The organism is Ruegeria sp. CDSC045 (assembly GCF_059610725.1).
On record NZ_JBXWOE010000009.1, the window covers coordinates 20,998 to 47,578 of the forward strand.

The window sequence follows — 26,581 nt, forward strand, 5'->3', positions numbered from 1 at the left end:
GTCAGCCCTTCTGTGTGATGATGACTTTGCGACCGGACGTGTCGGTTGGCGGTGTGGTCGCCTCGACAATGCCGATCGCCAGATCTTCGGCAAAGTCCGCGCCGGGGATCGGTGTGTCCCGGCCCGGCAGATGCGCGGCCATCAGATTATAGAGCTCTGGAGGTGCCGCGACCATGCGCAACGCGTCCGAGATCGCAGGGTCTTCGACAATTCCGCCAGGCTTGGAGTATTCGGCCGTCAGCGGACCAATCGCGGCCAGCGGTCCTTGCCCACCACGTTTGGTGCCGGTGGCGTCTTGTCCCATGCGCAAAGCGGCCTCGACAGCGATGGCAAAGCGTTCATCCCAGGGCTCACCCGCCTGATATCGGGCATAGTCATAGGCCCGCAGGGGTTGCAGGATGTCGGGCTCATGCAGATCCCAGATTTCACAGGGCTGCGCCTCAGAACCACTGCGCCGTAGGATGGCATTGACGGCTCTTCGGGCAGCCTCATTTGCGCCTTCCATGGTGGCCAGGTCGGTGTTGGTCCGGACGTAGTCGGACGCAAGCATAAAGTTCGGAATCAGCGTCGCCGCTTCGGGCCGCAGCCGCCAGCTGTTAATGCGGTTTACCAACAGCGGTTCGACATTGCTTTCTCGGGCAGGATGATCTGGGTCCTCGACGATGTCGGGATCCAGGAACCAATAGTGCAGTTCTTCATCCCTGAGGACGATGTTGCCATCAACGTTCAGGCTGCGTTTGAGCTGTTCCCAGACTTCTTTGGCGATTTCTTCACGAGAGCTGTCGCGCGCGGTTTTTCCGTTTGTGCCCGGCTTGTCCCATTCGGAAATATCGACCGAGAGCAATCCCTTGGTCTTACCGTCGGCCCAGTTTTCAAAATCTATCTGGGACCAGAATTGTTTTTGCGAAACAGCCGTCAGCGCCCAAGGGCTGTCGATAAAGATCACATGGCCATGGGCCAGTTCAACATCCTTGGTCAGGTAAAACTGTATGCCATTCATCCACTGCACGTCTTCGGCAAGCAATGGCAGCTTGGCCAGACCCGGATCTACCTTTGTCATAGCCGGCGTCACCAAAGGTGCAATGCGTTCAACGGGCAGGGCGCTGATGAACCAGTCGCCGGTGACCTGCTTTTGCGTGCCGTCCTGTTCAACAGTGGCGCTGACAATTCGGCCGTTTCGGCATTCAATCCCGGTCACCTTGGAATCGAAATGGTACACCACACCCCGGCTTTTCAGATATTCCAGCCAAGGCTGAATCCAGACCAGGTTGGTCGGCCCGTTCAGCAGCCTGTTGCTGGTTGCCTCAGGTGTTGCGATCCCAAGCTGCAGTTGAATGGCGACATCGCCAACGGTCTTGGTGCTTGCGGTTGTCGCTTTGGCTGCCACCAGTGACCGGGTCAGGCCGATTGCCAGAAACTTCTGATAGGCCTCGGACCGCTCCGCGGCGCCGATGAATTCCCACCAGCCGATACGTTCATACTCATCGAACCGGCGCTCTTTGCACGAGGTCGCAATGCGCCACATGCAACCAAGGAAATGTTCGATATCCTCAAAGTCGATTTCGTTGCGCGGCGAGATTGTATAGGCAAAGGTCTTGAGCGCATTGGCGACCTCTTTTAGCGATTGTGGAAACCGCTCGGGTACGATGATACCGGGGTGGTCGAACTGGCTGACCAATACCTGGGTTGTCGGAACCAGATTGTCGTAGCAGGTGCCCTTGTCATAATAGGGCGTGCGCGACATCGTATTGGTGATGTGCCGGTAGAAGTTGGGGAAGAACCGGAACCCATGTTCACCGGGCAACCAGGGACGTTTGACACCGGGTGGCAGGTCATAGCCGTGCATCCCGATCCAGTCTTTCAGCGCTCTGATATGTTCCTCTTTCGAACCGTGATCGTCTTCACCTTCAAGCACGGGAATGCTGCGGGCCTTGCCACCGGCGATAAGCTGACGCTCATACACTTCGACTTCGAAACCCCGTTCGATCAGCTCATGCGCGGCGCTCATCCCGCCGACGCCTCCGCCTAATATGACCACCTTTTCAGCCATCGGATGTTCCTTTCGCGGAATAGACGTCAAATCGCAGGGTGATGTCGGACAGGCTGGCCTCTCCGATCCCGAAACCCTGCAGACGGTTGATCCACATATAACGCGGATTCGAGGTCAGATACCGGGGTGCCAGCCGAACCGGGGCACTGGGTGGCAGCTTGCCCTTGGCAAGGGCGGCATAGCCATCCGTACCGAAATCGCAGATCCCGGTATCGTCGAACATGACCGGGGCACCGCCGGTTGTCGGATTGATCAGCGCCTTGGCATGCAGAATACCCACGCCATCAGGGCGCACGCGCATCCAGTCTCCGCCCACGGGCTCGATCGTTCCGTTCAGGTTCGGGCCGGTCACGGTACCGCCTTCTTTGATCGCAAAATGCAGCCATATGCCATCGGGAGTTTCACCCGATGGGTTGAATTTGCCCGAAAACGGCACCTCAAAATGGGCGATATGATCCAGCACCGGACTGGATGTCTCGTGTTTTGGCGCGCGATCTTCTGGTTTCGGCGCGACCGCGTTTCCGGGGTCATAATCGCGCCCGCCCGAGGTCAGAACCGGCCGCCAGGTCATCTGTTTTCCCACAGCGGGAACGGGCAGGGCCGCTGCAAATTGTTGCAACCCCGTTTGTGGATCCTGACCCAGTGGCCACCCACGGACAGCCCGCTCAGGTCCGCCGCCTTCGCGATAGAACAGGCGCAGCGTGTCATGCGGAGATATCGCAGGCCCGGCCTCAACCAGAACCCGCTGTACCCCGGTGGCTGCTTGAAAGGCGGCCTCGGACCAGCGCAGGGTGACCCCGCCGTCGCTGAATTCCCGCATACCCATCGCGCCGGTCAGCACGTGATGGTCGAGATAGCCTGAGCTTCTTTGATCCTAAGGCGGAATTTCTGCTGAACGCGGAAGATATGATCGCCATCTGCCGAGGTCTGCAGATATTTGACAGCAATGTCAGAAGGCACAACAATCTCAACCGGTGCGCCCTGCAAAGACACCAGCACGGCCTTGTTCACCGGAAATGCGCCAGACCGCAGCAGCGGCCCGTCCAGAAATGGCAGAATGCTGTCGCGGGGCAGGACCATCGAGTTTTCCATCGGTGTCGTGACCGCCTGGAACAGGCCGTTACCCATCACACAGGCATAGGGTCCAAGATGACCCAGGGATTCCAGTTGACTGATACCCGCAACCACGGCCTCGAATACCTCGGGGCCGGTAGGCTTTTTCTTGGAACCGCTGGAAATGGGTTGTGCCTCCCCCGCTTCCAGCAGGCCTTCGTATTTTCCACCACCGCTTACGGTATAAACTGGGGGCAGCGTGACGGGTGCGCCGGGCGCGGGTTGGGGGCCTTCACCGGTGCCGGCCTGACCGTTGAAAATGATCTCATCCTCGACCCGTGCGACAATGGCAGCCGCCCGGCGGAACATGATCAGCGCGGCGGCCAGTTCGGGATCTGCAAGCTGTGCGCCTTTGACATGGACGTTCACGGACACTGTCGACAGCCGCGTCGTATCAAAATCATTCACGCCAAAGCGCATCTTTGGACCGGTCGCTTCGGGAACCAGTTCAAGCTTGTTCAGAGGAACCGATTGGGTATCAGCCGGTAGCGGGCCGTAGAGCGGCAGAAAACTGGCAGCAATACGCGCGCGCAACGCTTCATCGTGGACGGCCTTGTTCACAGCGTCCCACTGCTGCTGGTCCAATTCAAGTGCTTCGGTCATCGTCTCCCCCTTCTGGATGGCACTGCGCGGTTAAATCTGGCAGCTATCTAATTTCATAACGTTTTAGCAAATTTGTTCAGGCAATCCAGAGCGCGTTTCTCTTGAACAACTGCCCCGATGTCACGTGCAAGCTGCAGGGCTTGATTTGCCTCGGTGACAGCTTGGTCAAGGTCGCCACGGGCGGCCAATGCTTTGGCGCGCACACGGTGATATTCTGGCTTGTTCAGCATCTCTCCACGCTCCCACCCGGGCGTGCAAACATGTTCAAGCCGGTTCAGGGCATCCTCGATATGACCCTGATCGATCAACAGCTCGGACAGGACAATCTGGTTTTGCGGGAAGGTAAAGTTGCCGCCAGCCTGGGACACAAGGTCCATATAGGTCCCGACACGAGCAGCCCCCCCGATCACGTCACCTTTGCCCGCCTGAGCCAGACCCAGATAGATATCCTGCATTGCGTGAAGATACAGGAACCCTTCTTCGTCCGCGATCCGACGCGCTTCGTTCATCGTATCGTCCAGCAAGTCCCATTCGCCCGCATACGGAAGGAACATCGACGACGCGCCCATAATGTAGACAAGGTTGGGGGCGTGTTCGAACGGCTTGCTGATTTCGATCGACTTCAGGCGGGCCTCTTCGGCCTCGTCGAATTTGCCAAGCTGCCACAGAAGACAGCCCTGAATGGCAAAGAACGACGCGCTGGTCGAGGACTGGGTCATCGGCATCATGGCCATGTCAAGCTCGGGCGTGATCAGGGCAAGGCCCCGTTCAAGCTGTCTTTCGCAATCGGCGAACTCGCCGCGGAAATAATGAGTATAGCTGAGCGCTCGAGCAGCAAGGACGTTTGTAACCGGATCCGGTGCAAGGCTGGCCATGCCGTCAAGGGCCTGCGCCATCTCAAGTGCGCGGTTCATCTGGCCCGACACAAAGAAATGCGTCCATCGGCAGAAGGTCGCGGCAAACAGGGTTTCGCCCGCACCCAGCGCCTGTGCAAGATGCATCGCACGGGCTGCGGTCTGCCCAACCTGTGTGGATGACCAACCGTGTATCGCCATGAACGCAGGCAACACATTCATCTGAACGCCAAGCTCTACCCCATCTCGTTCGGGACCGCCGGGCATCGTTTCGATATTGCGCAATGCGGCCTGAAAAGCGGCAATCGCCGGTAGGTTCGCAAGGCGGCTGAGGGCCTGTTCACCAGCCAGAACCCAGTGGGTAACAGCCTCGCCCTTCAGACCGCCTAGATCGCAGTGATGCGCCACGGTATCCGGTGTAGGGTTACCAAAAGCCTTGTGACCGGCCAGCAATTCTTTGGCGATTTTCAGGTGAATCTGTTCCCGGTCTTCAAGTAAAAGCGACTGGTACGCAGTGTCCTGCACCAGCGCATGGTGGAACGTGTAAGTCGGCGCCCCGGCTTCGCTGGTGATGGATACCAGACCTGCACCGATCAGTTGGATCAATGCCGATTCCACATCCGTGTCCTTGGGTGCTACCGCATGGATCATCGCCGACGTGAAGCTGCGGCCAATCACGGATCCCAACTGCGCTACAGGTCGCGCATTTTCCATCCGGTCCAGCCGCGACATCAGCGAGTCATGAAGAGTTGCGGGGATACTGAGGGTTCCCATTACCCCGGCGTCGATGGGCACGTCCTGCGGCAGTTGATCCAGAACCGCCTTGGTCATTTCCTCGATATAAAGCGGTACACCATCGGCTTTTTCGACAATCTGTCTGACCAAAGTGACCGGCAGGCTGCGCGGTACGGCAACACGGCGCACCAGTTCAGACGCTTCGAGAACCGAAAGAGGTGTCAATTCGACGATTGACGCGCGGCCTTCAAAATGTTCCGGAGGCTCGTATTCAGGGCGGTGCGTCAGAACCACAAGGATGGGCAACTGGTCCAAGGCGTCGATCAGCGCGTCCAAGGCATCCAGCGTGGTTGCGTCCGCCCAGTGCACATCTTCGAATACCAACAGTAATGACCCGCGTTCATCGCAGATGCTCCCGGCACAGCGGATCAGCAAGTCCAAAGATTTGCGGGCTTTCTTGATCGGATCGGGTTCGACCGGAGCGTCGGTTTCAAACCCGGCCAAATCCAAAAGCAGCGCAGCATCTTCTTCGGTCAAACGAGAGGCGTTTTCCGCGTATTTCCTGATCGACTCGGTTACCTTGTCGGTATCAGTCTCATCCCCTGCAAACCGTCGAAGCTCGGCACGCAGCGGGTGCAGGGGCAAACTGGCAAGATGCGGGACACATTGCAGGGTCATAGGCCTTTGTCCCAGCGTTTTGCTGAGGGAATTGATCAGGCGCGATTTCCCGATACCGGCCGGGCCACCAACCAGCGCAACCTGACCCGATCCGCGCAGCACATGATCCCAAAGCCCTGTCAGGCCGGTCAGGTCGTCTTCGCGGGCAACCAATTTGACCGTCGACTTGCCGGTGCGCGCGTCGAACCGGCTGGCGGCGATCTTTTCGTCAATAACGCGGAAGACCGAGCGCTCACCATCAAATCCCTTCAATTCGTGATTGCCGCGCGGTTCAAAGTTGAAGGCCCCTTTTGTCAGGCGCCATGTCTCGGACGAGACGACAACTTCACCGGGATTGGCCAATCCCTGAAGGCGCGAGGCAAGGTTGGCCGTTTCGCCAACAATGAAATCCTGTGTTCCCAGGCTGGCAGAGGAAACAACCCCGACAACGACAACTCCGGTTGCGATTCCCGCGCGCAGGTCCAGGTTTTCACCGAACTTGTTTTCCAGATTCTGAACCGCTTCGATGGTTTCCAAAACCGCACGCACCGCGCGCTCGGTATCATCTTCAGTGGCTTTCGGATATCCGAAATACATCATGATGCCATCGCCCTGCTTATAAGCCAGGTGGCATCCGTGTTGTTTCATCGTGCCGATGGCGGTGTCCAGATACAGATTCATGATCTGCATCAGCTCTTCCGGATCATGCCGCTGTGCTAATTGTGTGGACCCGACCAGATCGCAGAATACAAGCGTCAGCTGTCGCCGTTCGGCCACACGGGACATTGCGGGTTTGTCGGACGCTTCCTGAAGCTTCAGTTCTGCCTGTGTTTGCCGAAAACGTTTCCTTTGACCGACTGTCAAACCCAGATCTCGAAGTTCCGGGTCTGTCAATTCGTCCAATATTACGTCGTCTATCCCTTCTTCGAGAAACCGCGCGCTGAAGTCATGTAGATCGGCGTTTTGCAGAATAGTTGAAAGGCGTGTGGATTTCCCGATGACAGTCGTCATTGATCAGCGCTTGCCCCCTGGTACTTCTTCGGCACATCGTTGCATGCCTCATTCGCGTCAATATCGCGCCGAATCCAAAAGATTGACGTGGTATCAGACCAATTTGGTAACAAGTGTGGCAGATGTCAGGCCGAATTGCTATGATATTGCGGTCAAGCCTCCCAAATGAATGGTTTTGTTGTCAAATCGGAACCAGCCCGGTTTGGTCGGACCACTCAGACGCAATTTCGGTCGGTCCGAGGTTAATTGGCATCAGGTACATGGCCTCAGGGGTTCAGGTAAATCCGGCCGGAAACCAGTGGCCTGACCGGATGGCCGTAAATATGCCGGTTGGTCACAAATGCGTCGCGAGCCCTTTCGCGGGCCATAGCTCTTGGATAAAAGAATAACGCGCCAGCACCGAAACGCCGGCCTTCGATGTCTTCATTGAATTACCGGGAGAATACCTGTGACGTCTTTCCGCCTGGCGAAACTCGCGATCCTTTGTCTTAGCATTCCAACCATGTCCCTTGCGCAATCCGCCGAGGACCCAAGCGCTGGGCTGTTGATGGAACTGAACAATCTGCAACAGGTCGATGGCAACTGCCGACTGTCATTTCTGTTGCAAAATCAGACCGGTGCCGAGATTGAGGCCGCCAATTATGAAACCGTGATCTTCAACGCTGAGGGCAATGTTGTCAGCCTGTCGCTGTATAATTTCCGCGATATTCCTGCGGGACGTCTGCGGGTGCGGCAGTTCAGCATCGCGGACATGAGCTGCGGCGATGTTGGCCGGATTCTGATCAACGGATCCAATACATGTACGGTCGAAGGCGCCGAGAGCGATCTGTGCGACGCGGCCCTGACCCTGAACAACCGAACAGATGTGGAGTTTCTCAGATGAGCCCGCTTGATGCTTTGCGTGAAATTGTTGCCCTTGGCGGGCCGGTGGTTGCGGTCCTGATCGCCATGTCGATCGTGACGCTGGCCGTCACGCTGTACAAGCTTTGGCAATTCACGGTTTCCGGTGTCGGTCGGCACAAGATCCTGTCCCAGGCGCTTGCGGCCTGGGATGCCGGTGACACGCAGGCCGCAAGGGCCAAGCTGGCGGAAAGCCGCAGCTATCTTGCGCCGCTGGTCAGCACTGCCATGGATGCGCCCATCATGCCCGGGTTGGACCAAAGGCTGGATGCCGAGGCCGGGTTGGCCTTGGCGGGCCTTGAACGCGGCTTTCGCCTGCTGGACACCGTGGCACAGCTGGCGCCTCTGCTGGGCCTGTTCGGCACCGTCCTTGGCATGATCGAAGCGTTCCAGAGCCTTCAGACTGCCGGATCGTCGGTTGATCCCTCGCTGCTTGCGGGCGGTATCTGGGTAGCGCTGGTCACCACAGCGGTTGGTCTGGCCGTGGCGATGCCGACCTCGATGGTCCTGTCCTGGTTCGAAAGTCGCACTGCGCGCGAACGGGTTTTTGCCGACAAGGCCTTGAGGACCGTTCTTGTTCCGGGGCGGGGATCGTCAGACTCTGCCCAGGTGGCCGCTGTCCCAACGACAGCAGATCATGCGTAATTCTGCACCATTTGTGCGACGGCCAATGTCGATGACGCCGCTCATCGACATCATATTTCTCTTGTTGCTCTTTTTCATGCTGACCTCGACATTCTCGAAATATGCCGAGATCGAATTAAGCAGCGCCACCGGTGGCGCCTCTGTCGACGAAGTTACGGGTCAGCGGGTGTTTCTGCAGTTGGGCTCAGAGCGCCTGATCCTGAACGGTGTGCCGGTCACATTGGACGACGTGGTCGAACAGGTGAACACCGGTCAGGTCCTGGTCAGCCTCGACCCCGATACAACCTCGCAAAGGCTGGTCAATCTGCTGGTACGGTTGCGTGGCCGCGACGGGTTGAGCGTTCTGGTGTTGGAGTGAGGCGATGATCCGCAATATTCGACCCCGCCGCAAACGCGATTCGACCATTGCTTTGATCAATGTCGTGTTTCTGATGCTGATCTTCTTTTTGATCACTGGAACCATCGCGCCGCCGCTGGATCCGGATCTGCAACTTGTGGATACGTCGGAACTGGAGGGCAGTGAGCCCCCCGACGCGTTGGTTCTGCACAAGAACGGATTGCTCAGCTTTCGGGGCCAGCCGATGACCCCCGAGGCCTATATGACCGGCCGCGACCCCGCGCCGGTGCGGATCGTGCCCGACCGGGATGCGCCCGGTCACCGGTTGATCGAGGTGACAGGTACTCTGCGGCGGTTGGGGGCGACGTCGGTCTTTGTCGTGACCGAAAAGGCGCTGGAATGATCAGGCGCTCGGTTGTCATTGCGACTATTGCGGTGCTGGTGTCGCTGTTGATTCACTTAGGCGGGTTGAGCGTGACAGCGCCCCATCTGACGGAACCCGCAGAACCCGCAGGCCCGGCCGATGCCATTGCGCTGGGCAATGAGTTCGAAGAGATTGCCGATGTCGTTGCGGACCCGGTTGAGCCCGAGCCCGCCCCCGAATCCGAACCGGAACCGGAAGAGCCACTGGAGCCCGAACCGGCACCCGAACCCGAAGAAGTGCCGGTCAGCGAAGCATTGGTCGCCTCTGATAACCCTCAGCAGGTCCCTTCACCCGATCTGGGCAAGTCCGAAATTGTGCGCCCCGTGGTGACGGAAACGGTTGAGCCGTCTGAAACCGCGTCTGAGACACCTTCGGAGACGAATGAGGCCGCCAGCCAAGACACGGATGCCACGCCTCTGGCCGAACCCAGTGAACAGGCCGAAACACCGGAGGGAGAGCCCGAAGCCAGCCCGGCGCAAGCCGAAGAACAGGCAGCGCTTGACCCGGCCTTGACCGAGGTTCCAACGCCCGAACCATCACCGGTTCCAGAGATACCGCTGATAGCTGAGACGCCCGAGGTCGACATCCCACTTGTCGAGCCCGAACCCGAACCTGAGGCGGAGGAAGAGACAGAGACGGCACTGACCTCTTCGGTGCGTCCGAAGCTACCGGATCAACGGCCTAGTTCCAAACCGCAGGGCGTCTTGCCGGGCTCCAACGATTTCAGTGATCTGCGGTTCCCTGAGAAAGAGGTCGAATCCCCGCTGTCGCAGTACAAACGCGCGGGAATTGACCCGTTCACACGCGGCAACACCAGTGCCGGTTCAGGGGGAAGGGGGCCAGGCAATTCCACCAAAACCAATTATGCTGGCCGTGTGCTCATGCATCTGAACCGGGCGCCTTTGGTCTATGTTTCGGCGCGCGGTTTCGCTCAGGTCTTTTTTCAGATCAACCCGGATGGAACCTTGGCCTTTGTCGATGTGGTCGACAGCTCTGGATCCCCCGAAGTCGACCGTGCTGCCAAGGCGCAGGTTCGCGCGGCGTCGCCTTTCCCGTTGCCCCCCGGCGGTGTCAGCCGCAGCCTATCATTTTTCTATAGCAGCAACTAGCATATGGTGCCGTAGCAGGATCGCATCCGACCCGAGGCGCGGCTGGGCATTATGCCGTCTGAATGGGCGTGGTCTTGGACGAGGCAATACCCGGAACGCGGAATCTCAGATTGCGACTCACCTGAAATTGGGCTGCAGTCACAACAGGGCTAGGGACCGAGAATCCCTGAATCATGTGACCTGTCAATAATTCCCGGTTTAAAGAGGTGGTCTGGCTTTTTTGCGTTCAAATTTTTGTAACGTTTCCAATGGGCGAACAAAGTGCTCGAAAAGCTTGAATATCTGCGCCCTGCGGCCTTTTTGCCCGGTGCAAAGTGGCAACACCGTTGCAGGCAGAGGGCGTGGAAAATCCCGTCTCGCTATTGTGCCCATGTTGAAATTATTCGACGAATTTAGCCGCCGCTTCGGTGGCACTACTCCTCTCAAAACTTATGGATTAACCATGAAAAACGTACTCATCGCATCGACCGCGCTGATTGCAACCGCCAGTGTTGCTGCCGCGGAAGTCAAATTCAGCGGCTATGGCCGCTTTGGTCTGGGCTATGAAGAAGACCGTTCAGCAACCACCACCACAACGACCGCGTCTGGTGCGGTCAATTCAAACAACGCCTCGACCGACGATACCATTTTGGTGTCGCGTTTTCGTCTGAACATCGACGCCAGTGCCGAAACAGATGGCGGCGTTGAATTCCAGGGCCGTGTTCGTCTGCAGGCGGATGACGATTCAAGCACCGGCGAGCAGAACGAAGCTGGCCTGAATGGCGCCCGTTTCTCGGTTATCTATGGCGGCCTGCGTGTTGACGCCGGTAACGTTTCGGGTTCGTTCGACAACCTGGATGACTACTTCGGTACCGAGCCGGGCCTGGAAGAATTCCTGGGTCAGTATTCGGGCGTGAACTATTCCTTCCTGGAATACAGCTCAACCGGCACGGGCGCGAATGCTGTGTTCTTCCGCTACACCGTTGGCGATCTGGCATTCTCGGCATCCTATGACCAGGACACGAAATTCCTGGGCGCAGGCATCACTGACGACCGTGATCGCTGGGACGTAAGCGCATCTTACACCTTCAACAACTTCACAGCCTCGCTGGCATATGGTGAAACTGATGAAGGCGCAGGCGTTGACAAGGAAAGCCTGACTGTTCTGACCCTTGGTGCAGAACTGGGCGATTTCTACGGCACCCTGTTCGTGGCTGACGATGACGTCAACAACGACGCCGAAGATGGCACCGCTTATGGTTTCTCGGTCGCCTATGATCTGGGTGCGGCAACCACGCTGCAGCTGGTTTACGGTGACGGTTCGGCTGACGACGACACCCGCAATATCGGTGTTGGCGCCATCTATGACCTGGGCGGCGGTGTATCGCTGCGTGGTGCAGTTGGCGAGATCAAAGATGGCGACGACGACGGCAAGATCCGTGCCGACTTTGGTGCTCAGTTCAACTTCTAAGCTGATCTGAACCAGATTGATCTAAGGGCGGGCCTTCGGGTTCGCCCTTTTTCTGTCTGACTATTTCTTTTCAAAGAACAAAATGACCTCACCCAGCCGGATGCCATAGCGCGAGACATAGGCCCGGTTCAGCAGCCGGTCATCGCTCAGCAGCCACATCCAGTCATCGAAATCGACCCGCATGGTCCCATCCTTGACGGGCAGGTCGATCTTGTAGGTCCAGTTGAACGTGTCACCACGCTCGATCCCGCTGGCGGTGCCCAGCACGCCGGGGGCTGTGCCGGTCCAGGTATCCTCGCCGGTTTTGGTCAGGGTCCAGGCGCGCTGCTCGGTTGCGCCGTTGTCATAGACGAAATCCTCGATCAGGGTCAGCGTCTCGCCATCCCATGTGCCATTGATATCAACAGTGAACCGGCGTGGCAAATTGCCCAGAACATCCTGAAATTGACCATAGGCCACAGTCTGGCCCTCAAAGAACTCTTCCAGGTTCAACTGCCGATCGGACAAAAAGGTCTTGGGGGTTCGGGGTTTGGCGGAGCAGGCAGCCAGAACGGTCAGCCCCAGAACAGCAAGGCCCGCGATGACAAGACGACGTGGTTTCATTGCAGCACCCGTGTTTCAGCGGCGGTGTCATGGCCATTCGCCCGGTCCAGATAGGCTGATTTGGTGGAGGGCGCCGGGCGCATGGTGGCGATCAGCTCGGCGACTTTGATGCCGAACTTTCGCATCTCGGACCGGTTCATGATCACGCCACTTTCCGTCAGGTACATCCAGTCGGTTACGTCCAGCGTGTGTCCCCCTGCGTCCTCGGGCAGGATGATCTTGTAGGTCAGCTTTACGGTCGAGCCCGAGACCGTGCCGCGCCCTTCGCCCACGATGTCATCTGCTGTCGCGATGAATGTGTTTCCTGTGCCCAGAGTCAGATACCATTTGCGGGCCATCTTCTTGCCGTTGGAATAGGTGAAATTCTCGGTCAGGGTGCCTGTGTTGCCGTCCCATTCCCCGACCATACGGGCGACAAAGCTGTTCGACATCTTGCCGTCGGGGCCATAGATCAGCCCTTCGGACAGGATCTCCCCGTTCAGGTTTTCCTTCATTTCAAAGGCGGGGCCGGTACCGCTGTAATCCTCAGGCGATTGGGCCCGAAAGCTAAGATAGCGCCCCTTTGCAATGGACAGGGCGAAGATGATGAGCAGGGCTATAGCAAGTAGTTTCATTTGGCTGAGACCTCAGTTGGCAGCGTCAGGACCATTCCAAACGCGCCGAGTTTCAGGATGCAGGGCAAAATGGCATAGGCGAGGTTGAGCGTTTGCAGCGCCTCGGCTGAATTTGCCTGTCCCGGAGTGAATCCGCTGCGTTCCAGCAATGGAAGGGTGAAAAAGGCCGCCAGGGCCAGCCCCAGCTTGCCCGCGAATGACCAGATGCCGAATGCGGCGGATGCGTTCAGACCTGCGCGTGTCAGAGCGACCGAGAACATGGCCGGCAGCACCACCATATCCGCCCCAAGTGCGGCGCCCGATGCAATGCAGATCAGGGCGAACCCGGCTAGGCTGCCGGTTGACAGCGTCGCGGCGCTGACAAAGGCCGCAATCGACAGCGGCATGGCGATCATTAGGGTCTGTTTCGGGCCAATCCGATTGCTGAGCCGCGCCCAAAGGGGCACGCTTGCCCCCGCGCTGAGGAAGAACAAGATCAACAGCGGTCCTGCCATGCCTGGCAGTTGCAGCCGGTCTTCGACAAAAAACAGAAACAGGGTAGAGGTGATGGCGACCGGCAAGCTGTTGATCAGCGCAAGAACCAGCAGGCGCAGCGCACCGGCATCGCCGAGCCCGGAAAAGGTCAGGGCTTGTCCGTTTATCGGCGCGCGTCGCCAGATCGGGGCCGTCAGGACAAATGTCAGAATGGCGATGAGGCCCAAAAACAGCCCGAACGCAGGATAGCCCTGCGCCTGCGCGCCAAAGGCGACAAACAGCGCGGGGGCACTTGCGGCAAGTATCACGCCGGTTAGCTGCCCGCCCTCGCGATAGGCGGCGAGTGTCATCAGCTCGGACGGGGTGGGCGTTTTGGCCAACGTGGCGCTGCGGCCATAGAGCAGGATGGTTCCCAGGCTGTAGGCTGAAAACAGCAGGATAAGGATGGCCACCAAACTGGCAACGGACGCGCCCTCAGACAGAGTGAACAGCAGCGGGAAGCCAACGGCCAGCCCAAGTGCGGCGAGGGCAGCAAACAAAAGCTGGCCACCAGGCCACCGGTCAATCGCCCAGCCAATCAGGGGATCCTGCACAAGGTCAACCAAACGGATCAGCAACAGGACGGCGCCGATCACCCCAAGGCCAATGCCCAGATTGACCGCCGCAAAACGCGGCAGGTGAATGTAAAGCGGGATGCCTGCAGCGGCGAGCATCAACGCATAGAGACTGACCCGGGGATACAGCATCACTGACCCTTCAACTGCCGGGTAAAGTTGGCCGATCTGGTGTTGCTGCCAAGAAAGATCGATATGAATGCGCGCGTGATGCCCGGGCTCGACAAGGTGCATGTTCTGCTGCCATTGCGCCAGAACCCGATCTTGTCCGGACCCTCCGGGATTGCCAGATAGCTGTCGCCTTTGCTGACGGCCTGAAAACAGGCCTGCAACTGATCGGCGGTTGGTGTCGGGTTGCCCTGTCGCACCATTTCGTCAAGCGTCGACTTGATCAGAGCCTTCTGCGCGATGGATTTGCGGTATGTCAGTTTCAGTCCGAACTCTTGATTCCAGTTAAACGGTGCGCCGCCGGGCGTATAAAGCCTAGCATCGTAAACGGGCAAACCCAGAAACCGGAACGTAGAGCTGCCCAGAACCTGTGGATCGCCCAACCGTTCAGCCAGAGGTGACGCCGCTAAACCGCAGGGCAGCACCATCGCCAGCGCCAGAATGGCCTGGCGCAACAGCTCAAAGATCGGCCGCAACAGGGATGGCCGCGATCTGTTCGGGGGTGCCATTGTCTGCTCCGATGGTTTGCGGGCTGCCAGTGATCCGCTCGACGACATGCATGGCGCTGGCAATCCCGTCTTCGTGAAACCCATGCCGGTTATAGGCGCCCGCAAACCAGGTGCGGTTCTGTCCCTGCATCTCGCGGATTTGCCCCTGTGCCCAAAGTGCGGCCTTGTCAAAAACCGGATGGGCGAATTCGACCTGATCATAGATCTTGTCGGCGGCGATCTCGGATGAGGCGTTCAGCGTCACAAACAGCGGGTCACTGTCGGGAATATTCTGCAGCCTGTTCATCCAATAGGTCACCCCGACATTCCCGGCCTGCGAGCGATAGGTCCAGCTGGACCAGCAGGCCCGGCGTTTGGGCATCTGCGACGGATCGCAATGCAGGATGGCCGTGTTGGGCTGATACTGGATCGCGCCAAGCGCGGCTGCTTCGGCTGGGGTGGCATCCTGGCCCAGAATGGCAAGGGATTGATCCGAGTGGGTGGCCAGAATGATCTCATCATACTGATCCGACTGGCCTTGGCTGTGAACGGTCACGCCTATCTCATTGCGCTGAACCCTCTGAACGGGGCTGGCCAGACGTATTTCGGCCCCGCGGGCACGCAGGGTGGCGTCAATCCGGCGGACATATTCAATGCTGCCGCCCTTGACCGTGTACCATTGGTGCTGATTGGCGCGGCCATTGGCCAGCAGAGCGTGATTGCGAAAGAACTGCACCAGCGACCGCGCCGGGAATTGATCCACAAATTCAACCGGGGTCGACCAGATCGCCCCGCACATGGGCATCAGGTAATTGTGCCGAAACCAGTGCCCCAACCGCAGCTGATCAACCAGCTCTCCGATGGTTGTGTCATCGTCCTTGGCTGCGTCCGGGGCCTCTCTGCCAAAACGCAGGATGTCGGCGATCATCTTGTAATAGGCCGGCCGCGCAAGATTGCGTTTCTGCGCCGTAAGAGTGCGCAGGTTGTTCAGCCCGTATTCGATGCGCCCGTTGTCGATGGTCGCACCAAAGCTCATCTCGGATTTTTCGACAGGCACGTTCAGCGTATCGAACAACCGTGTCAGGTAAGGGTAGGTGGCATAGTTGAAGACGATAAAACCGGTATCGACGGGCTGATCGCCATTTTTTCCCGCCGTGACCGTGCGGGCATGCCCGCCAAGCCTGGGTTCAGCCTCAAAGAGTGTCACGCCATTGTTTTCGGAAAGATAATAAGCCGCTGAAAGGCCTGAAATGCCTGCGCCAACTATGGCGATTTTTTTCCTGCCCCTTTGGGTTTCGTCGAACATGATAGCCTCGTTACGTGACGTTTTGATAATGAATACGCAGTAGGAGCAGGATTGGATCATTCAAGACAGGGGTTTTTCAGGTGCGGCTGCAATTTAGCGGCCTCACCGCGAGCAACCGAAGGTGATCCAAACTGGCCGTGTAACCGTATTGAAATAACACAATTCAGAAATGGTCGGCATGAACAGCTTTGACGGGAAAACTTATTGGATAGTCGGCGCAAGCGAAGGTCTGGGTCGTGCATTGGCGCAGGCTCTAAGCAATCGCGGCGCCCGGGTGATCCTGTCGGCGCGAAACGCGAAACGCCTGGATGAAATCTGCAGCATTCTGCCAAATTCAAAAGCCATTCGTTGCGATGTCGCCGATTTAGACTCTGTTCGACGTGCCGCTTCCGCTGCCGGAAAGGTGGATGGCCTTATCTATAATGCCGGGGCTTATGACCCGATGCGCAGCACCGAGTGGAACACCGAGGCCGCTCTTCGGATGTCCGATGTTAATTTTCAGGGCGCTTTGCGGGTTCTGGGCGAAATACTCCCTGGGTTTGTTAAGGCCGGGCAGGGGGAGATCACGCTGATCGGGTCGCTGTCCGGCTATCATGGCCTGCCATCTGCAGTCGGGTATGGTGCCAGCAAGGCGGCTTTGATTTCACTGGCAGAAACCATGCGGCATGATCTGGCGGGTTCGGGCGTCACGGTTCGGATCGTAAATCCCGGCTTCATCAAGACTCGCCTGACCGAAAAGAACAGTTTCAGGATGCCGATGCTGATGACGCCTCAGGGCGCGGCCCAGCATGTGGTTCGGGCAATGTCCCGCCACAGATTCCGCACAGACTTCCCAGCGCCGTTTTCATGGCTGATCCGCCTTGTGGGCTATTTGCCGGATTGGGTGATATATCGCGGAAGATAGGCCCTAACATTGGGGTTTTGAGCTTCTGCCAGGCTTAACCGCAGGTCAGATTCTGTATGATCCCCGAGCCGTCCACAAAGACGTTCAACCGGTCGATGCGATAATCCTGTGTGGCGATGTCATCGGGGCCTAAAACGCGCGACCGTTCGGGTAATTGCGACTGAATGGTCGATACAGGCTTGCCAATCGCATCGGCAAATGGCTCTCCTCTGCAAAAAGCCAAATCGACCGGGGCGGGTTCAAGTGGCAGTGGCGCGTCCTCAGGAGCGGGCGACTCCGTACATGCGACCAGCAAAATCAAAACAGGGGTCAAACGGCGCATTGGCGCTCCTCTTTCTGGCAATGTCGTTTCTGTAATATCAAATATTTAGCATTGCTGCCATCAAAGCGCAGTTGAAAAAACCCTGCATTTAACGCAGGGTCAGGCCAAATTTGACTGGGAGAAGTACATCATGCGCACCCGTGCCGCTGTCGCCGTTCAGGCCGGCAAACCTTTGGAAGTGATGGATGTGAACCTCGAAGGCCCCAAGGCGGGCGAGGTTCTGGTCGAGATCAAGGCGACCGGCATTTGCCACACCGACGAATTCACCCTGTCGGGTGCAGACCCCGAAGGCCTGTTCCCCGCCATTCTGGGCCATGAAGGCGCAGGTGTGGTGGTCGAGGTCGGCCCGGGCGTGACCAGCCTGAAGCCGGGCGATCATGTGATCCCGCTTTACACCCCCGAGTGTCGCGAATGTGAATACTGCCTGCATCCCAAAACCAACCTGTGTCAGGCGATCCGTTCGACGCAGGGCCAAGGGTTGATGCCCGATGGCACCTCTCGGTTCTCGACGCTGGATGGTGATCCAATCCTGCATTACATGGGCTGCTCGACCTTTGCCAACCACACGGTCCTGCCGGAAATCGCGCTTGCCAAAGTGCGCCCGGACGCGCCCTTCGACAAGATCTGCTATATCGGTTGTGGTGTGACCACCGGCATCGGCGCGGTGATCAACACCGCCAAAGTTGAAATCGGAAGCCGTGCGATTGTGTTTGGTCTGGGTGGCATCGGTTTGAACGTCATTCAAGGTCTACGATTGGCAGGCGCCGACCAGATCGTCGGCGTCGACCTGAACCCCTCCAAGGTGGAAATGGCCACCCGGTTCGGTATGACCGATTTCGTCAACCCGGCTGAGGTTGAAGGCGATCTGGTGCCCTATCTGGTCAACCTGACCAAAGGCGGCGCGGATTACACCTTTGACGCCACCGGCAATGTTGGCGTGATGCGCACGGCGCTGGAATCTGCCCATAAGGGCTGGGGTGAATCGATCATCATCGGCGTGGCACCTGCAGGGGCCGAGATCTCGACCCGCCCGTTCCAGCTGGTCACTGGTCGTTCCTGGCGCGGTACGGCCTTTGGCGGCGCCCGTGGCCGCACGGATGTGCCCAAGATCGTCGATTGGTACATGGAAGGTAAGATCGAGATCGACCCGATGATCACCCACACCATGGGCCTGGACGACATCAACCATGGGTTCGACCTGATGCATAAGGGCGAAAGCATCCGCTCGGTTGTGGTTTACTGAGAAAACCGAAATAGTTTCCGAGGGCGGGCTTTTGCTCGCCCTTTTTGGGTCTTACATTCCTCACTATGAATTAAATTTAAGGTTGAGGATTTCAGGTGACGACAGGAAAGACAGACCGTCTGGCGGTTCTGATCGATGCGGACAATGTCTCTGCAAAACATGCAGCAGAGATTTTCGAAGAAATTGCCACGCTCGGTGAGGCTGGTTTAAGGCGGATATACGGGGATTTCTCGAACGGATCACCGCAGGGATGGGAGGCCAAATCTCTGGCCGAATACGCCATCGTTCCGCATCAGCAATTCGCCAACACATCCGGCAAGAACTCCAGCGACATTGCCTTAGTCATTGACGCCATGGATATTCTACATTCGGGTCGGTTCAGCGGCTTTGTGTTGGTCTCGTCAGACAGCGACTTCACGCGCCTTGCCAGTCGGATACGCGAGCAGGGGTTGGATGTGTTCGGAATAGGAGAACGCAAAGCCCCCAAGGCCTTTGTGGCAGCGTGCAATCGGTTCATCTATATTGAAAATATTGAGAAGCCCGATGCCGGCGCGGCAAAAGCCCAAAAGGGCGAGAGCCCGAAATCGAAGCATAACCTGAACCATGCCTATCAATTGATCCGCAATATTGTTCTAAACACCAATGAAGCCGATGGCTGGGCAAGTCTTTCGTTTGTTGGAAGTCAGCTTGGAAAGATGTACCCGGATTTTGATGCCCGCACTTATGGCCACAAAAGGCTGAGTGATCTTGTACGCGCCATTGATCGTTTTGAGGAAGGAAAAATAAATGGCGGTTTCAAGATAAGGTGCAAAGAGACCTGATGCTACCTTCATTCCCCCGGCCGCGTCGCCCCTGTATCCGATCGGGGTGAGCGGACCCTTAAAACCGGGGTATTGGTCGAGGTGGTGTTCGACCGGCTCTCGCGCCAGACGACGAAGACACCAGATGCGATGATGATGCTGGCGCCGACGGCAACCCAGCCGTCTGGCTTTTCGCCGAAAAACGCCATGCCAAAGATCGTGGCCCAGATGATCTGGCTGTATTGGCTGGGGGCGATGACCCCCGCTGGCGCGGCACGATAAGCCAGAATAATCAGGTGTTGGGCAATGACAGAAAATACTCCGACCAGTGCCATCATGGCCAGATGCAACAAGGACGGAGGCTGATAAACGGCCGGTTGCGCGATGCTCATGACCACTATGGCCAGCAGCATCGGATAAAGGATCAGAACGGCCGAGCGTTCCTCATTGCCGATCTTACGGACCAGAACCGACGCGAAGGCGCTGCAGAATGCGGCCGTCAGCGCCGCCAGATGGCCTAGCGTGATGTCCGTGGTACCCGGGCGCAGAACGATCAACACGCCGATCAGGCCCACGCCAACCGCGGCCCAACGCTGGGCGCGGACCACCTCGCCCAATATGGGGATCGACAGGACCGTGACGATCAGCGGGAAAGAGAACAGGAGTGAATATACCTCGGCCAAAGGTAGGACCGAAAAGGAATAAAATGCGCAGGACATGCCTGTGACCATCAACCCCGACCGCAGCAGGACCAGCCAGGGATGGTGCGGAAGGAAGTTGCCGGTAGAGCGGTCTGTCAGGATTGTCACGGCCATCGGTACAAAGGAAAACAGCGTGGCGAAAAAGATGATTTGCATCACCGAATAGGTTCCGCCCAGCACCTTGATCAGCGCATCGTGGCTGGCAAAGACAGCAAATCCCAGAAACGCATAGCCAAGGCCCCTGAGGGTGGTGTTTTGAGTGCTCATGGGTCTGACCTTGGGCAGCGGAATGGTGGGTTCATCCGTTGCATAAACCCATTTTTCAGAGTCTGATAGCCCTTATTTTACCGCTAACATGACTACCGGTCATGATCTGAGATCATCGCAGGATCGGTGGCGCGTCCTTTGGCTGGCGCGCGGATTGTACACCCACTTTCATCCCTACGCCGATGCGCCGGGCCAGCGCCACCCAGGGCAGCGCGGTCTCGGGAGGCAGGGTGCTATGGGCCACCTCCTCGAACAGGTCCAGCCAATGATCGAACAATTCGGGCCTGATATCGGGCCTTTCGATGTGGATACGCTGCGGATTTCCGTCATAACAACGCTCATGCAGAATGGCGTTGCGCCAGAACGCGGCGATCTTGTTCTCGTGCGGGGGCCAGTCGCTGACATGGTTTGCAAAGACCGGCGCCAGTGCCTCGTCCTGCCGGACGCGGGCGTAGAATGCGCTCACCTGCGACATGATCTGTTCAGCGGTGGCGGGAAACCTCGGAGGAATTCCTGGGCGGGCAGGAGAGGTAGGTTTGGACATGGGCGTTCCGAAACTGAATTGCGTCCCGTTCAGATCGGATTGTAGCCCGTGCTGTCAAGCCACGGCGCCTATATGTCGCGCTGTCTCAAAGAAGCGTTTGCGCAGGAAACGGGTCGGTTCCCCTCGCCGGGTCAGGCATCTTTTGTACAAAGAAGGAGACCTAACATGCACAAAATATCAGCCCTCCCCACCGCGCAGGTTCAGGCCTATCGCCAAGGTGCGCCTGATGGTTATGGCAACCCGCCCGAACGGGCGTTATCGGACGGGGAAGGAAGCCCCTGCCGTCATTGCCTGACCTATATTCCCAAGGGAAAGGAAATGCTGGTGCTGGCCCACCGGCCCTTTCCAGCGACACAACCTTTTGCTGAAACCGGGCCGATTTACCTTTGTGTAGAGCCTTGTCAGCGCTATGAGGATCTCACCAACCTGCCCGAGGCGCTGACCGCCTCACCCAATTATCTGATTAAAGGGTACGGATCGGACGACAGGATTGTTTACGGCACCGGGATCATTACGCCGCAGGCGGAATTGCAAAACGCTGCCGGGGATATCTTTGCCCGCGCGGATGTCGCCTATATCCACATCAGATCCGCGTCGAATAACTGCTATCACGCGCGGATCGACCGCGCCTAAAGCTTAACCCGGTGCAATCCCCGGCGCGGCTGATCAAGATCAGCTGCCGGGACATCGCCAGCCCGGGTCGAGGTCAGGGCCAGGAACACATCCTCAAGATCCGCTTCTTCGGTGCGGACGTCGCGGATGCGGATGCCCACGGCCCTGACGGATTCCAGAACCTGTTCGGCACTGGTCTGGGCACTGCGATAGCGCAGCACCAGGCTGCCATCGTCGCGCAGTGTGGCCTCGACTCCCTCGGCCGCAGGCAGTTCAGTGACGGGGCCATCCGGAATAATTACCATCGTCCGGCCATCCATGCGGCTCAGCAGGTCTGCCGTGCTGTCCTGTGCGATCTTTTCGCCATGATTGATGATGGCGATCTGGTCACACATCTCTTGCGCTTCTTCCAGGTAATGCGTCGTCAGGATGATGGTCATGCCCTGCTGGTTCAGCTTGCGCACGTTGGCCCAGAGCATTTGGCGCAGCTCGATATCCACGCCCGCTGTGGGTTCGTCCAGAACCAGCACTTTGGGGTTATGCACCAAAGCCTTGGCCAACAGCAACCGGCGCCGCATCCCGCCGGACAGGGTGCGGGCATAGGCCTCGGCCTTGTCGCTGAGGCCAACCAGTTCGAGGATTTCATCACTGCGCCGCTGCGCCTTTGGTACACCATATAGGCCAGCTTGAACCTCCAAAGCACCGCGCGGGGTAAAGAAAGGGTCCAGGTTCAGCTCTTGCGGCATAACGCCGATGGCAGCGCGAGATTGGCGCGGGTTGCGGTCTTGGTCATGACCCCAGATCGACACATGGCCTGCAGATTTCACCACCAACCCGGCCAGAATGTTGATCAGGGTCGATTTCCCAGCCCCGTTCGGCCCCAGCAATCCAAAGACTGAACCGCGCGGGATTGTCAGGTCGATGCCCTTCAGCGCCTGCTTTTCAGGCTGGCCCTTGCTGCCGCGATAGGTCTTGCGCAGCCCTTCGATCCTGATTGCCGCATTGTCCATGTGGCTCTTGCCCCCGGTTTGCTCATCGCTCATAAACGCACCTAATGCATGCCCGCGAGGCCGACAACCAGTGAAGGATCGCCAGCCGTGACAATCGAAGCGCCGGAAACCAAGATCGTCGAAACCTCTCGTGTCGCCTGTGATGGCGGCGAAGGTGCATTGGGCCACCCACGTGTCTGGTTACAGATCCCCGAAGACACCGGCTGGGTCGAATGCCCCTATTGCGACTGCAAATTTGTCTTAAAAGGGCACGAGGCCAGCGCCTGATTGTGCAAAGCCGCGGGCAGGTTTGACCTCTGCCTGATCATTGGAGCTGTTGGCTATTTTCTGGCCGCCGCTATCGGAATGCTTCTAACCGGATCGGGAAATCGGGCGCAGGGCGATGATACGATCGAAATCACCTGGTCAGCGGGCCGATCTACAGGCCTCCTGGGTGCCGGGTTTTTTCGACCGAAATCAGTTTTAAGGCCAGAGGGCGTTTCAACGCGCTGCGAACCTGCCATGTCTGGGCCGGTGAGGTGCTGTGGGCTGCGAATGAAGACTTCGGCACAAGGATGCCATTGCCTTACTCGATCACTTTGTCCCGCTTGATAAACCAATCCGGCAAGGTCTAACCTGCCCAACTAATGTCGTGTTCTGACGATAGCTTTGCGCCGGCTCAATGGAGGAAGTGTGTTGATGGACGCCAGTATCCAAAATACCAACCAACCGGTCTTCGGATGGATTGGTTTTAGTGTTTCCGCGATGGCCCTGTTGGGCGCCCTGTTCCTGTTCTGGGCCGGGCCATTCGCACCGCAACAATCGACTGGCGTGTCTTTGGGGGCGCTTGCAGCCGAGCTTGGAAAATCCACCCTGCGCTCGGCCGCCGGGCTGGACCAACCCGAGCCGGTGGCCCGGGTCCGTGATCTGGACGACTTTCTGCAGATCGGCGTAGCCCTTTTGGGAGGATTGGCCGTCATCCTGTCGGCCATAGGCATTCTGCGCCACGAAAAACTGCGCCCGGCCATTGCGGGTATCGCAATCGGCATCGGCGCAATCCTGTTTCAGTTCTTTGCTTTTGCGTTTTTCGCTTTCCTCGGTGTGCTGGTCATCATGGCGCTGCTCAACAGCTTTTCGGATGTATTTGGCGGCCTGTTCGGCGGATAGTTCACCTTCTGTACTGGTCACCCGTGCGCCCCTGTGGCAGAACCATCCCTGACCGACAGGGAGCGCGCGCATGAGCAATTTCGGAAAAGGGTGTCACCTTCATCTTATTGACGGATCGGCCTTTATCTTCAGGGCCTATCACGCGCTGCCGCCGCTGACGCGGAAGTCCGATGGGTTGCCGATTGGGGCCGTGTCTGGGTTCTGTAACATGCTGCAGAAATATGTCGAGGGGAACACTGGGCCAGACGCGCCGACCCATGTGGCGGTGATCTTTGACAAGGGCTCTCATACGTTCCGCAACGATATGTATGACCTTTACAAGGCCAATCGCGAGGCCATGCCCGAGGATCTGCGCCCTCAGATGCCGCTGACCCGCGAGGCGACCCGCGCCTTCAATATCGCCTGCAAAGAGCTTGAGGGCTATGAGGCCGACGACATCATTGCCACCCTTGCCATACAGGCGCGTGAGGCCGGTGGTCGCGTCACGATCGTCAGTTCCGACAAGGACCTGATGCAGCTGGTCGGCGATGGGGTCGAAATGCTGGATGCGATGAAGAACAAGCGCATCGACCGCGATGGTGTGTTCGAGAAATTCGGCGTCGGGCCGGAACGTGTGGTGGACGTGCAGGCGCTGGCCGGGGACAGCGTGGACAATGTGCCGGGGGCCCCGGGCATTGGGATCAAGACGGCGGCGCTTTTGATCAATGAATTTGGGGATCTGGAAACCCTGCTGGACCGCGCCGAAGAGATCAAACAACCCAAACGCCGCCAGACCCTGATCGACAAACGCGACCAGATTGAGCTGTCGAAAAGACTGGTGCAGTTGGATGAGAACACGCCGCTGGATTTCACCTTAGACGATCTTGAGGTGCAAGACCCTGAACCGGACACTCTGCTGGGCTTTCTGGCTGAGATGGAGTTCCGCACCCTCACCAAGCGCATAGCGGACAAGCTGGGGGCCGAGGCACCGGTGATTGCAGACGCGCCTGCGCCCGTTGCAGATGTGGCCGAGGCTGAAGACATTCCATTCGACGCGTCGAAGTATGAATGCGTCCGCGACGCGGGGGCTTTGCAGAAATGGATAGACCAGGCCTATGAGCGTGGCTGGGTTGCAGTGGACACCGAGACCACCGGGCTGAACGAGATGATCGCAGATTTGGTTGGCATTTCGCTCTGCATCGAGGCGGGCGAGGCCTGCTATATCCCATTGATCCATCGTCAAAGCGCCACCGACGATCTGTTCGGCTCGGACGCGCTGGCCGAGGGGCAAATGCCGATTGAACAGGCTCTAACACTGATAAAACCGATGTTAGAGGACCCGTCGATCCTCAAGATCGGGCAAAACATGAAATACGATGCCAAGATTTTTGCCCGCTATGGCGTGGATGTGGCGCCGATTGATGACACGATGTTGATGTCCTATGCGATGCATGGCGGCGAGCATGGGCATGGCATGGACACCCTGTCCGAGCGTTATCTGAACCACACGCCGATTCCGATCAAACCGCTGCTGGGATCCGGCAAATCCGCGATCACCTTCGACAAGGTTCCGATTGATGAAGCGACCGCCTATGCGGCCGAGGACGCCGATATAACGCTGCGTCTGTGGAAACTGTTCAAGCCGCAACTGCACCAGGTGCCGGTGACGACCGTCTATGAAACGTTGGAACGCCCGCTGGTGCCGGTTCTGGCCGAAATGGAGATGCATGGCATCAAGGTTGACCGCGATGTCCTCAGCCGCATGTCCAACGCGTTTGCCCAGAAAATGGCCGGGTTAGAGGCTGAAATCCACGAGTTGGCTGGTGAAAGCTTCAATGTCGGCTCCCCCGCTCAGCTGGGCGAGATTCTGTTCGACAAGATGAGTCTGGAAGGCGGCAAAAAGGGCAAAACGGGTAAGTACTCGACCGGTGCCGATATCCTTGAAGATCTGGCAACCGAGCATGAATTGCCGCGTCGGGTGCTGGATTGGCGGCAGCTATCAAAACTGAAATCGACCTATACGGACGCGCTGCAGACCCATATCAACCCCGATACGGGCCGGGTGCATACATCCTATTCGATCACCGGGGCGAACACGGGTCGTTTGGCCTCGACCGATCCGAACCTGCAGAACATCCCCGTGCGCACCGAGGAAGGTCGTCGCATCCGCGAGGCGTTCATTGCCGAACCGGGAAATGTGCTGGTCAGCCTCGACTATAGCCAGATCGAGCTGCGCATTCTGGCGCATATTGCCGATATTCCGGCCTTGAAGCAGGCGTTTACCGATGGGCTGGACATTCACGCCATGACTGCGTCCGAAATGTTCGACGTGCCGCTGGATGAGATGACGCCGGATATTCGCCGTCAGGCCAAGGCGATCAACTTCGGTGTGATCTATGGCATCTCGGGTTTTGGTCTGGCGCGCAACCTGCGCATTCCACGGGCCGAGGCGCAGGGCTTCATCGACCGCTATTTCGAACGCTTCCCCGGCATTCGGACCTATATGGACGACACCGTCGCCTTTGCCAAAGAGAATGGCTATGTGCAGACCCTATTCGGGCGCAAAATCCATACGCCCGAAATCAATGCCAAGGGGCCGCATGCCGGATTTTCGCGTCGGGCAGCGATCAACGCTCCGATTCAAGGCACCGCGGCCGACGTGATCCGCCGCGCCATGGTGCGGATGCCGGATGCGATCCATGGGTTGCCCGCGAAAATGTTGCTGCAAGTGCATGACGAATTGCTGTTCGAAGTATCCGAGGACGCCGTTGACCCGCTGATCGACGCGGCGCGCGACGTGATGGAGGGGGCCTCGGACCCAGCGGTGAAACTGGATGTGAAACTCAGCGTTGATGCGGGACAGGGCGCGAATTGGGCCGAGGCGCACTAGCGCCGCCG

The 26,581-nt window shown here is 58.1% G+C and carries 26 protein-coding genes; 13 read left to right on the forward strand and 13 right to left on the reverse strand.

Annotated features, from left to right (window positions below):
- Position 1: 1 nt before the first annotated feature.
- Genes AC2FH6_RS15265 through AC2FH6_RS15280 form a run of 4 tightly spaced genes read right to left on the reverse strand, consistent with a single transcriptional unit; the run spans position 2 to position 7,023 of the window.
- The gene (locus AC2FH6_RS15265; protein ID WP_496703410.1) at positions 2 to 2,050 is read right to left on the reverse strand and encodes a hydroxysqualene dehydroxylase; all 2,049 of its coding nucleotides are present in this window, start codon (positions 2,048 to 2,050) and stop codon (positions 2 to 4) included.
- Positions 2,043 to 2,870, reverse strand: a complete 828-nt coding sequence (locus AC2FH6_RS15270) for a DUF3237 domain-containing protein (RefSeq protein ID WP_496703412.1) — start codon at positions 2,868 to 2,870, stop codon at positions 2,043 to 2,045. Before AC2FH6_RS15270 ends, AC2FH6_RS15265 begins: the two co-directional genes overlap by 8 nt.
- 14 nt (positions 2,871 to 2,884) lie before the next feature.
- Positions 2,885 to 3,766: an encapsulin gene (locus AC2FH6_RS15275; protein WP_271951782.1), complete on the reverse strand. Its 882-nt coding sequence runs from the start codon at positions 3,764 to 3,766 to the stop codon at positions 2,885 to 2,887.
- Between the two features lie 53 nt (positions 3,767 to 3,819).
- A complete protein-coding gene (locus tag AC2FH6_RS15280) occupies positions 3,820 to 7,023 on the reverse strand; it encodes an adenylate/guanylate cyclase domain-containing protein (RefSeq protein ID WP_496692823.1) in 3,204 nt (1,067 codons plus the stop codon).
- A 448-nt stretch (positions 7,024 to 7,471) separates the two neighbouring features.
- On the opposite strand from AC2FH6_RS15280, the gene AC2FH6_RS15285 reads away from it, so the two are divergent.
- The 6 genes from AC2FH6_RS15285 to AC2FH6_RS15310 all read left to right on the forward strand — a co-directional run bounded on the left by AC2FH6_RS15285 (position 7,472) and on the right by AC2FH6_RS15310 (position 11,888).
- On the forward strand, positions 7,472 to 7,906 hold the full coding sequence (locus tag AC2FH6_RS15285; protein ID WP_496703414.1) for a hypothetical protein: 435 nt from the start codon (positions 7,472 to 7,474) through the stop codon (positions 7,904 to 7,906).
- Complete coding sequence (locus AC2FH6_RS15290) at positions 7,903 to 8,568, forward strand: MotA/TolQ/ExbB proton channel family protein (protein ID WP_496697937.1); 666 nt, start codon at positions 7,903 to 7,905, stop codon at positions 8,566 to 8,568. Before AC2FH6_RS15285 ends, AC2FH6_RS15290 begins: the two co-directional genes overlap by 4 nt.
- Complete coding sequence (locus AC2FH6_RS15295) at positions 8,561 to 8,926, forward strand: biopolymer transporter ExbD (protein WP_496703416.1); 366 nt, start codon at positions 8,561 to 8,563, stop codon at positions 8,924 to 8,926. The genes AC2FH6_RS15290 and AC2FH6_RS15295 overlap by 8 nt, the downstream gene beginning before the upstream one ends.
- A gap of 4 nt (positions 8,927 to 8,930) precedes the next feature.
- Positions 8,931 to 9,308: an ExbD/TolR family protein gene (locus tag AC2FH6_RS15300; protein WP_271951792.1), complete on the forward strand. Its 378-nt coding sequence runs from the start codon at positions 8,931 to 8,933 to the stop codon at positions 9,306 to 9,308.
- Positions 9,305 to 10,438, forward strand: coding sequence for an energy transducer TonB family protein (locus AC2FH6_RS15305; protein ID WP_496703418.1), 1,134 nt, complete (start codon positions 9,305 to 9,307; stop codon positions 10,436 to 10,438). The genes AC2FH6_RS15300 and AC2FH6_RS15305 overlap by 4 nt, the downstream gene beginning before the upstream one ends.
- A 442-nt stretch (positions 10,439 to 10,880) precedes the next feature.
- Positions 10,881 to 11,888, forward strand: coding sequence for a porin (locus AC2FH6_RS15310; RefSeq protein WP_496678480.1), 1,008 nt, complete (start codon positions 10,881 to 10,883; stop codon positions 11,886 to 11,888).
- 60 nt (positions 11,889 to 11,948) lie between these two features.
- Here the strand turns inward: AC2FH6_RS15310 and AC2FH6_RS15315 are convergent, their stop codons facing one another.
- Genes AC2FH6_RS15315 through AC2FH6_RS15335 form a run of 5 tightly spaced genes read right to left on the reverse strand, consistent with a single transcriptional unit; the run spans position 11,949 to position 16,155 of the window.
- Positions 11,949 to 12,491, reverse strand: a complete 543-nt coding sequence (locus AC2FH6_RS15315; RefSeq protein WP_496703420.1) for a DUF3833 domain-containing protein — start codon at positions 12,489 to 12,491, stop codon at positions 11,949 to 11,951.
- Complete coding sequence (locus AC2FH6_RS15320; protein WP_496692817.1) at positions 12,488 to 13,105, reverse strand: DUF3833 domain-containing protein; 618 nt, start codon at positions 13,103 to 13,105, stop codon at positions 12,488 to 12,490. The genes AC2FH6_RS15315 and AC2FH6_RS15320 overlap by 4 nt, the downstream gene beginning before the upstream one ends.
- Positions 13,102 to 14,325 carry an MFS transporter gene (locus AC2FH6_RS15325; RefSeq protein WP_496703422.1) on the reverse strand — a complete coding sequence of 408 codons (1,224 nt, stop codon included), beginning with the start codon at positions 14,323 to 14,325 and terminating at the stop codon, positions 13,102 to 13,104. Before AC2FH6_RS15325 ends, AC2FH6_RS15320 begins: the two co-directional genes overlap by 4 nt.
- Positions 14,325 to 14,870, reverse strand: coding sequence for a hypothetical protein (locus AC2FH6_RS15330; RefSeq protein ID WP_496703424.1), 546 nt, complete (start codon positions 14,868 to 14,870; stop codon positions 14,325 to 14,327). Before AC2FH6_RS15330 ends, AC2FH6_RS15325 begins: the two co-directional genes overlap by 1 nt.
- Positions 14,821 to 16,155, reverse strand: a complete 1,335-nt coding sequence (locus tag AC2FH6_RS15335) for an NAD(P)/FAD-dependent oxidoreductase (protein WP_496703426.1) — start codon at positions 16,153 to 16,155, stop codon at positions 14,821 to 14,823. Before AC2FH6_RS15335 ends, AC2FH6_RS15330 begins: the two co-directional genes overlap by 50 nt.
- A gap of 178 nt (positions 16,156 to 16,333) precedes the next feature.
- On the opposite strand from AC2FH6_RS15335, the gene AC2FH6_RS15340 reads away from it, so the two are divergent.
- The gene (locus AC2FH6_RS15340; protein WP_142638532.1) at positions 16,334 to 17,059 is read left to right on the forward strand and encodes an SDR family NAD(P)-dependent oxidoreductase; all 726 of its coding nucleotides are present in this window, start codon (positions 16,334 to 16,336) and stop codon (positions 17,057 to 17,059) included.
- Between the two features lie 34 nt (positions 17,060 to 17,093).
- On the opposite strand, the gene AC2FH6_RS15345 is transcribed toward AC2FH6_RS15340, so the two are convergent.
- Positions 17,094 to 17,381 (reverse strand): I78 family peptidase inhibitor, encoded by a 288-nt coding sequence (locus tag AC2FH6_RS15345; protein WP_496678465.1) that lies wholly within the window; start codon positions 17,379 to 17,381, stop codon positions 17,094 to 17,096.
- A gap of 130 nt (positions 17,382 to 17,511) precedes the next feature.
- Between AC2FH6_RS15345 and AC2FH6_RS15350 the strand changes: the two genes are divergently transcribed.
- Both AC2FH6_RS15350 and AC2FH6_RS15355 read left to right on the forward strand, forming a co-directional pair.
- A complete protein-coding gene (locus AC2FH6_RS15350; protein ID WP_496694302.1) occupies positions 17,512 to 18,624 on the forward strand; it encodes an S-(hydroxymethyl)glutathione dehydrogenase/class III alcohol dehydrogenase in 1,113 nt (370 codons plus the stop codon).
- A 95-nt stretch (positions 18,625 to 18,719) separates the two neighbouring features.
- On the forward strand, positions 18,720 to 19,445 hold the full coding sequence (locus tag AC2FH6_RS15355; protein ID WP_496703428.1) for an NYN domain-containing protein: 726 nt from the start codon (positions 18,720 to 18,722) through the stop codon (positions 19,443 to 19,445).
- 8 nt (positions 19,446 to 19,453) lie between these two features.
- Here AC2FH6_RS15355 and AC2FH6_RS15360 read toward each other — a convergent pair whose 3' ends face one another.
- Positions 19,454 to 20,392 carry a DMT family transporter gene (locus tag AC2FH6_RS15360; protein ID WP_142638537.1) on the reverse strand — a complete coding sequence of 313 codons (939 nt, stop codon included), beginning with the start codon at positions 20,390 to 20,392 and terminating at the stop codon, positions 19,454 to 19,456.
- 112 nt (positions 20,393 to 20,504) lie between these two features.
- Entirely contained in the window at positions 20,505 to 20,936 is a 432-nt protein-coding gene (locus AC2FH6_RS15365; RefSeq protein WP_496703430.1) for a group III truncated hemoglobin, read from the reverse strand.
- Between the two features lie 165 nt (positions 20,937 to 21,101).
- Here AC2FH6_RS15365 and AC2FH6_RS15370 point away from each other — a divergent pair, with 165 nt between their 5' ends.
- Positions 21,102 to 21,569 carry a DUF1203 domain-containing protein gene (locus AC2FH6_RS15370; protein ID WP_496703432.1) on the forward strand — a complete coding sequence of 156 codons (468 nt, stop codon included), beginning with the start codon at positions 21,102 to 21,104 and terminating at the stop codon, positions 21,567 to 21,569.
- Here the strand turns inward: AC2FH6_RS15370 and AC2FH6_RS15375 are convergent.
- Positions 21,566 to 22,558 (reverse strand): ABC transporter ATP-binding protein, encoded by a 993-nt coding sequence (locus AC2FH6_RS15375; protein ID WP_496703582.1) that lies wholly within the window; start codon positions 22,556 to 22,558, stop codon positions 21,566 to 21,568. The two genes, AC2FH6_RS15370 and AC2FH6_RS15375, sit on opposite strands and share 4 nt — an antisense overlap.
- A gap of 87 nt (positions 22,559 to 22,645) precedes the next feature.
- On the opposite strand from AC2FH6_RS15375, the gene AC2FH6_RS15380 reads away from it, so the two are divergent.
- The 3 genes from AC2FH6_RS15380 (at position 22,646) to polA (ending at position 26,573) form a co-directional block, all read left to right on the forward strand.
- Complete coding sequence (locus AC2FH6_RS15380; RefSeq protein ID WP_142638543.1) at positions 22,646 to 22,825, forward strand: zinc-finger domain-containing protein; 180 nt, start codon at positions 22,646 to 22,648, stop codon at positions 22,823 to 22,825.
- 411 nt (positions 22,826 to 23,236) lie between these two features.
- Entirely contained in the window at positions 23,237 to 23,704 is a 468-nt protein-coding gene (locus AC2FH6_RS15385; RefSeq protein WP_496703434.1) for a hypothetical protein, read from the forward strand.
- Positions 23,705 to 23,774: 70 nt separating this feature from the next.
- Positions 23,775 to 26,573 (forward strand): DNA polymerase I, encoded by a 2,799-nt coding sequence (gene polA, locus AC2FH6_RS15390; RefSeq protein ID WP_496703436.1) that lies wholly within the window; start codon positions 23,775 to 23,777, stop codon positions 26,571 to 26,573.
- Positions 26,574 to 26,581: the final 8 nt, after the last annotated feature.

Bases quoted from the DNA above. Each gene is read 5' to 3' on its own strand.
- AC2FH6_RS15265 (WP_496703410.1), bottom strand. From the start codon at position 2,050: ATGGCTGAAAAGGTGGTCATATTAGGCGGAGGCGTCGGCGGGATGAGC.
- AC2FH6_RS15270 (WP_496703412.1), bottom strand. From the start codon at position 2,870: ATGCGGGAATTCAGCGACGGCGGGGTCACCCTGCGCTGGTCCGAGGCC.
- AC2FH6_RS15275 (WP_271951782.1), bottom strand. From the start codon at position 3,766: ATGACCGAAGCACTTGAATTGGACCAGCAGCAGTGGGACGCTGTGAAC.
- AC2FH6_RS15280 (WP_496692823.1), bottom strand. From the start codon at position 7,023: ATGACGACTGTCATCGGGAAATCCACACGCCTTTCAACTATTCTGCAA.
- AC2FH6_RS15290 (WP_496697937.1), top strand. From the start codon at position 7,903: ATGAGCCCGCTTGATGCTTTGCGTGAAATTGTTGCCCTTGGCGGGCCG.
- AC2FH6_RS15295 (WP_496703416.1), top strand. From the start codon at position 8,561: ATGCGTAATTCTGCACCATTTGTGCGACGGCCAATGTCGATGACGCCG.
- AC2FH6_RS15300 (WP_271951792.1), top strand. From the start codon at position 8,931: ATGATCCGCAATATTCGACCCCGCCGCAAACGCGATTCGACCATTGCT.
- AC2FH6_RS15305 (WP_496703418.1), top strand. From the start codon at position 9,305: ATGATCAGGCGCTCGGTTGTCATTGCGACTATTGCGGTGCTGGTGTCG.
- AC2FH6_RS15310 (WP_496678480.1), top strand. From the start codon at position 10,881: ATGAAAAACGTACTCATCGCATCGACCGCGCTGATTGCAACCGCCAGT.
- AC2FH6_RS15315 (WP_496703420.1), bottom strand. From the start codon at position 12,491: ATGAAACCACGTCGTCTTGTCATCGCGGGCCTTGCTGTTCTGGGGCTG.
- AC2FH6_RS15320 (WP_496692817.1), bottom strand. From the start codon at position 13,105: ATGAAACTACTTGCTATAGCCCTGCTCATCATCTTCGCCCTGTCCATT.
- AC2FH6_RS15325 (WP_496703422.1), bottom strand. From the start codon at position 14,325: ATGCTGTATCCCCGGGTCAGTCTCTATGCGTTGATGCTCGCCGCTGCA.
- AC2FH6_RS15330 (WP_496703424.1), bottom strand. From the start codon at position 14,870: ATGGCACCCCCGAACAGATCGCGGCCATCCCTGTTGCGGCCGATCTTT.
- AC2FH6_RS15335 (WP_496703426.1), bottom strand. From the start codon at position 16,155: ATGTTCGACGAAACCCAAAGGGGCAGGAAAAAAATCGCCATAGTTGGC.
- AC2FH6_RS15340 (WP_142638532.1), top strand. From the start codon at position 16,334: ATGAACAGCTTTGACGGGAAAACTTATTGGATAGTCGGCGCAAGCGAA.
- AC2FH6_RS15345 (WP_496678465.1), bottom strand. From the start codon at position 17,381: ATGCGCCGTTTGACCCCTGTTTTGATTTTGCTGGTCGCATGTACGGAG.
- AC2FH6_RS15350 (WP_496694302.1), top strand. From the start codon at position 17,512: ATGCGCACCCGTGCCGCTGTCGCCGTTCAGGCCGGCAAACCTTTGGAA.
- AC2FH6_RS15360 (WP_142638537.1), bottom strand. From the start codon at position 20,392: ATGAGCACTCAAAACACCACCCTCAGGGGCCTTGGCTATGCGTTTCTG.
- AC2FH6_RS15365 (WP_496703430.1), bottom strand. From the start codon at position 20,936: ATGTCCAAACCTACCTCTCCTGCCCGCCCAGGAATTCCTCCGAGGTTT.
- AC2FH6_RS15370 (WP_496703432.1), top strand. From the start codon at position 21,102: ATGCACAAAATATCAGCCCTCCCCACCGCGCAGGTTCAGGCCTATCGC.
- AC2FH6_RS15375 (WP_496703582.1), bottom strand. From the start codon at position 22,558: ATGGACAATGCGGCAATCAGGATCGAAGGGCTGCGCAAGACCTATCGC.
- AC2FH6_RS15385 (WP_496703434.1), top strand. From the start codon at position 23,237: ATGGACGCCAGTATCCAAAATACCAACCAACCGGTCTTCGGATGGATT.
- polA (WP_496703436.1), top strand. From the start codon at position 23,775: ATGAGCAATTTCGGAAAAGGGTGTCACCTTCATCTTATTGACGGATCG.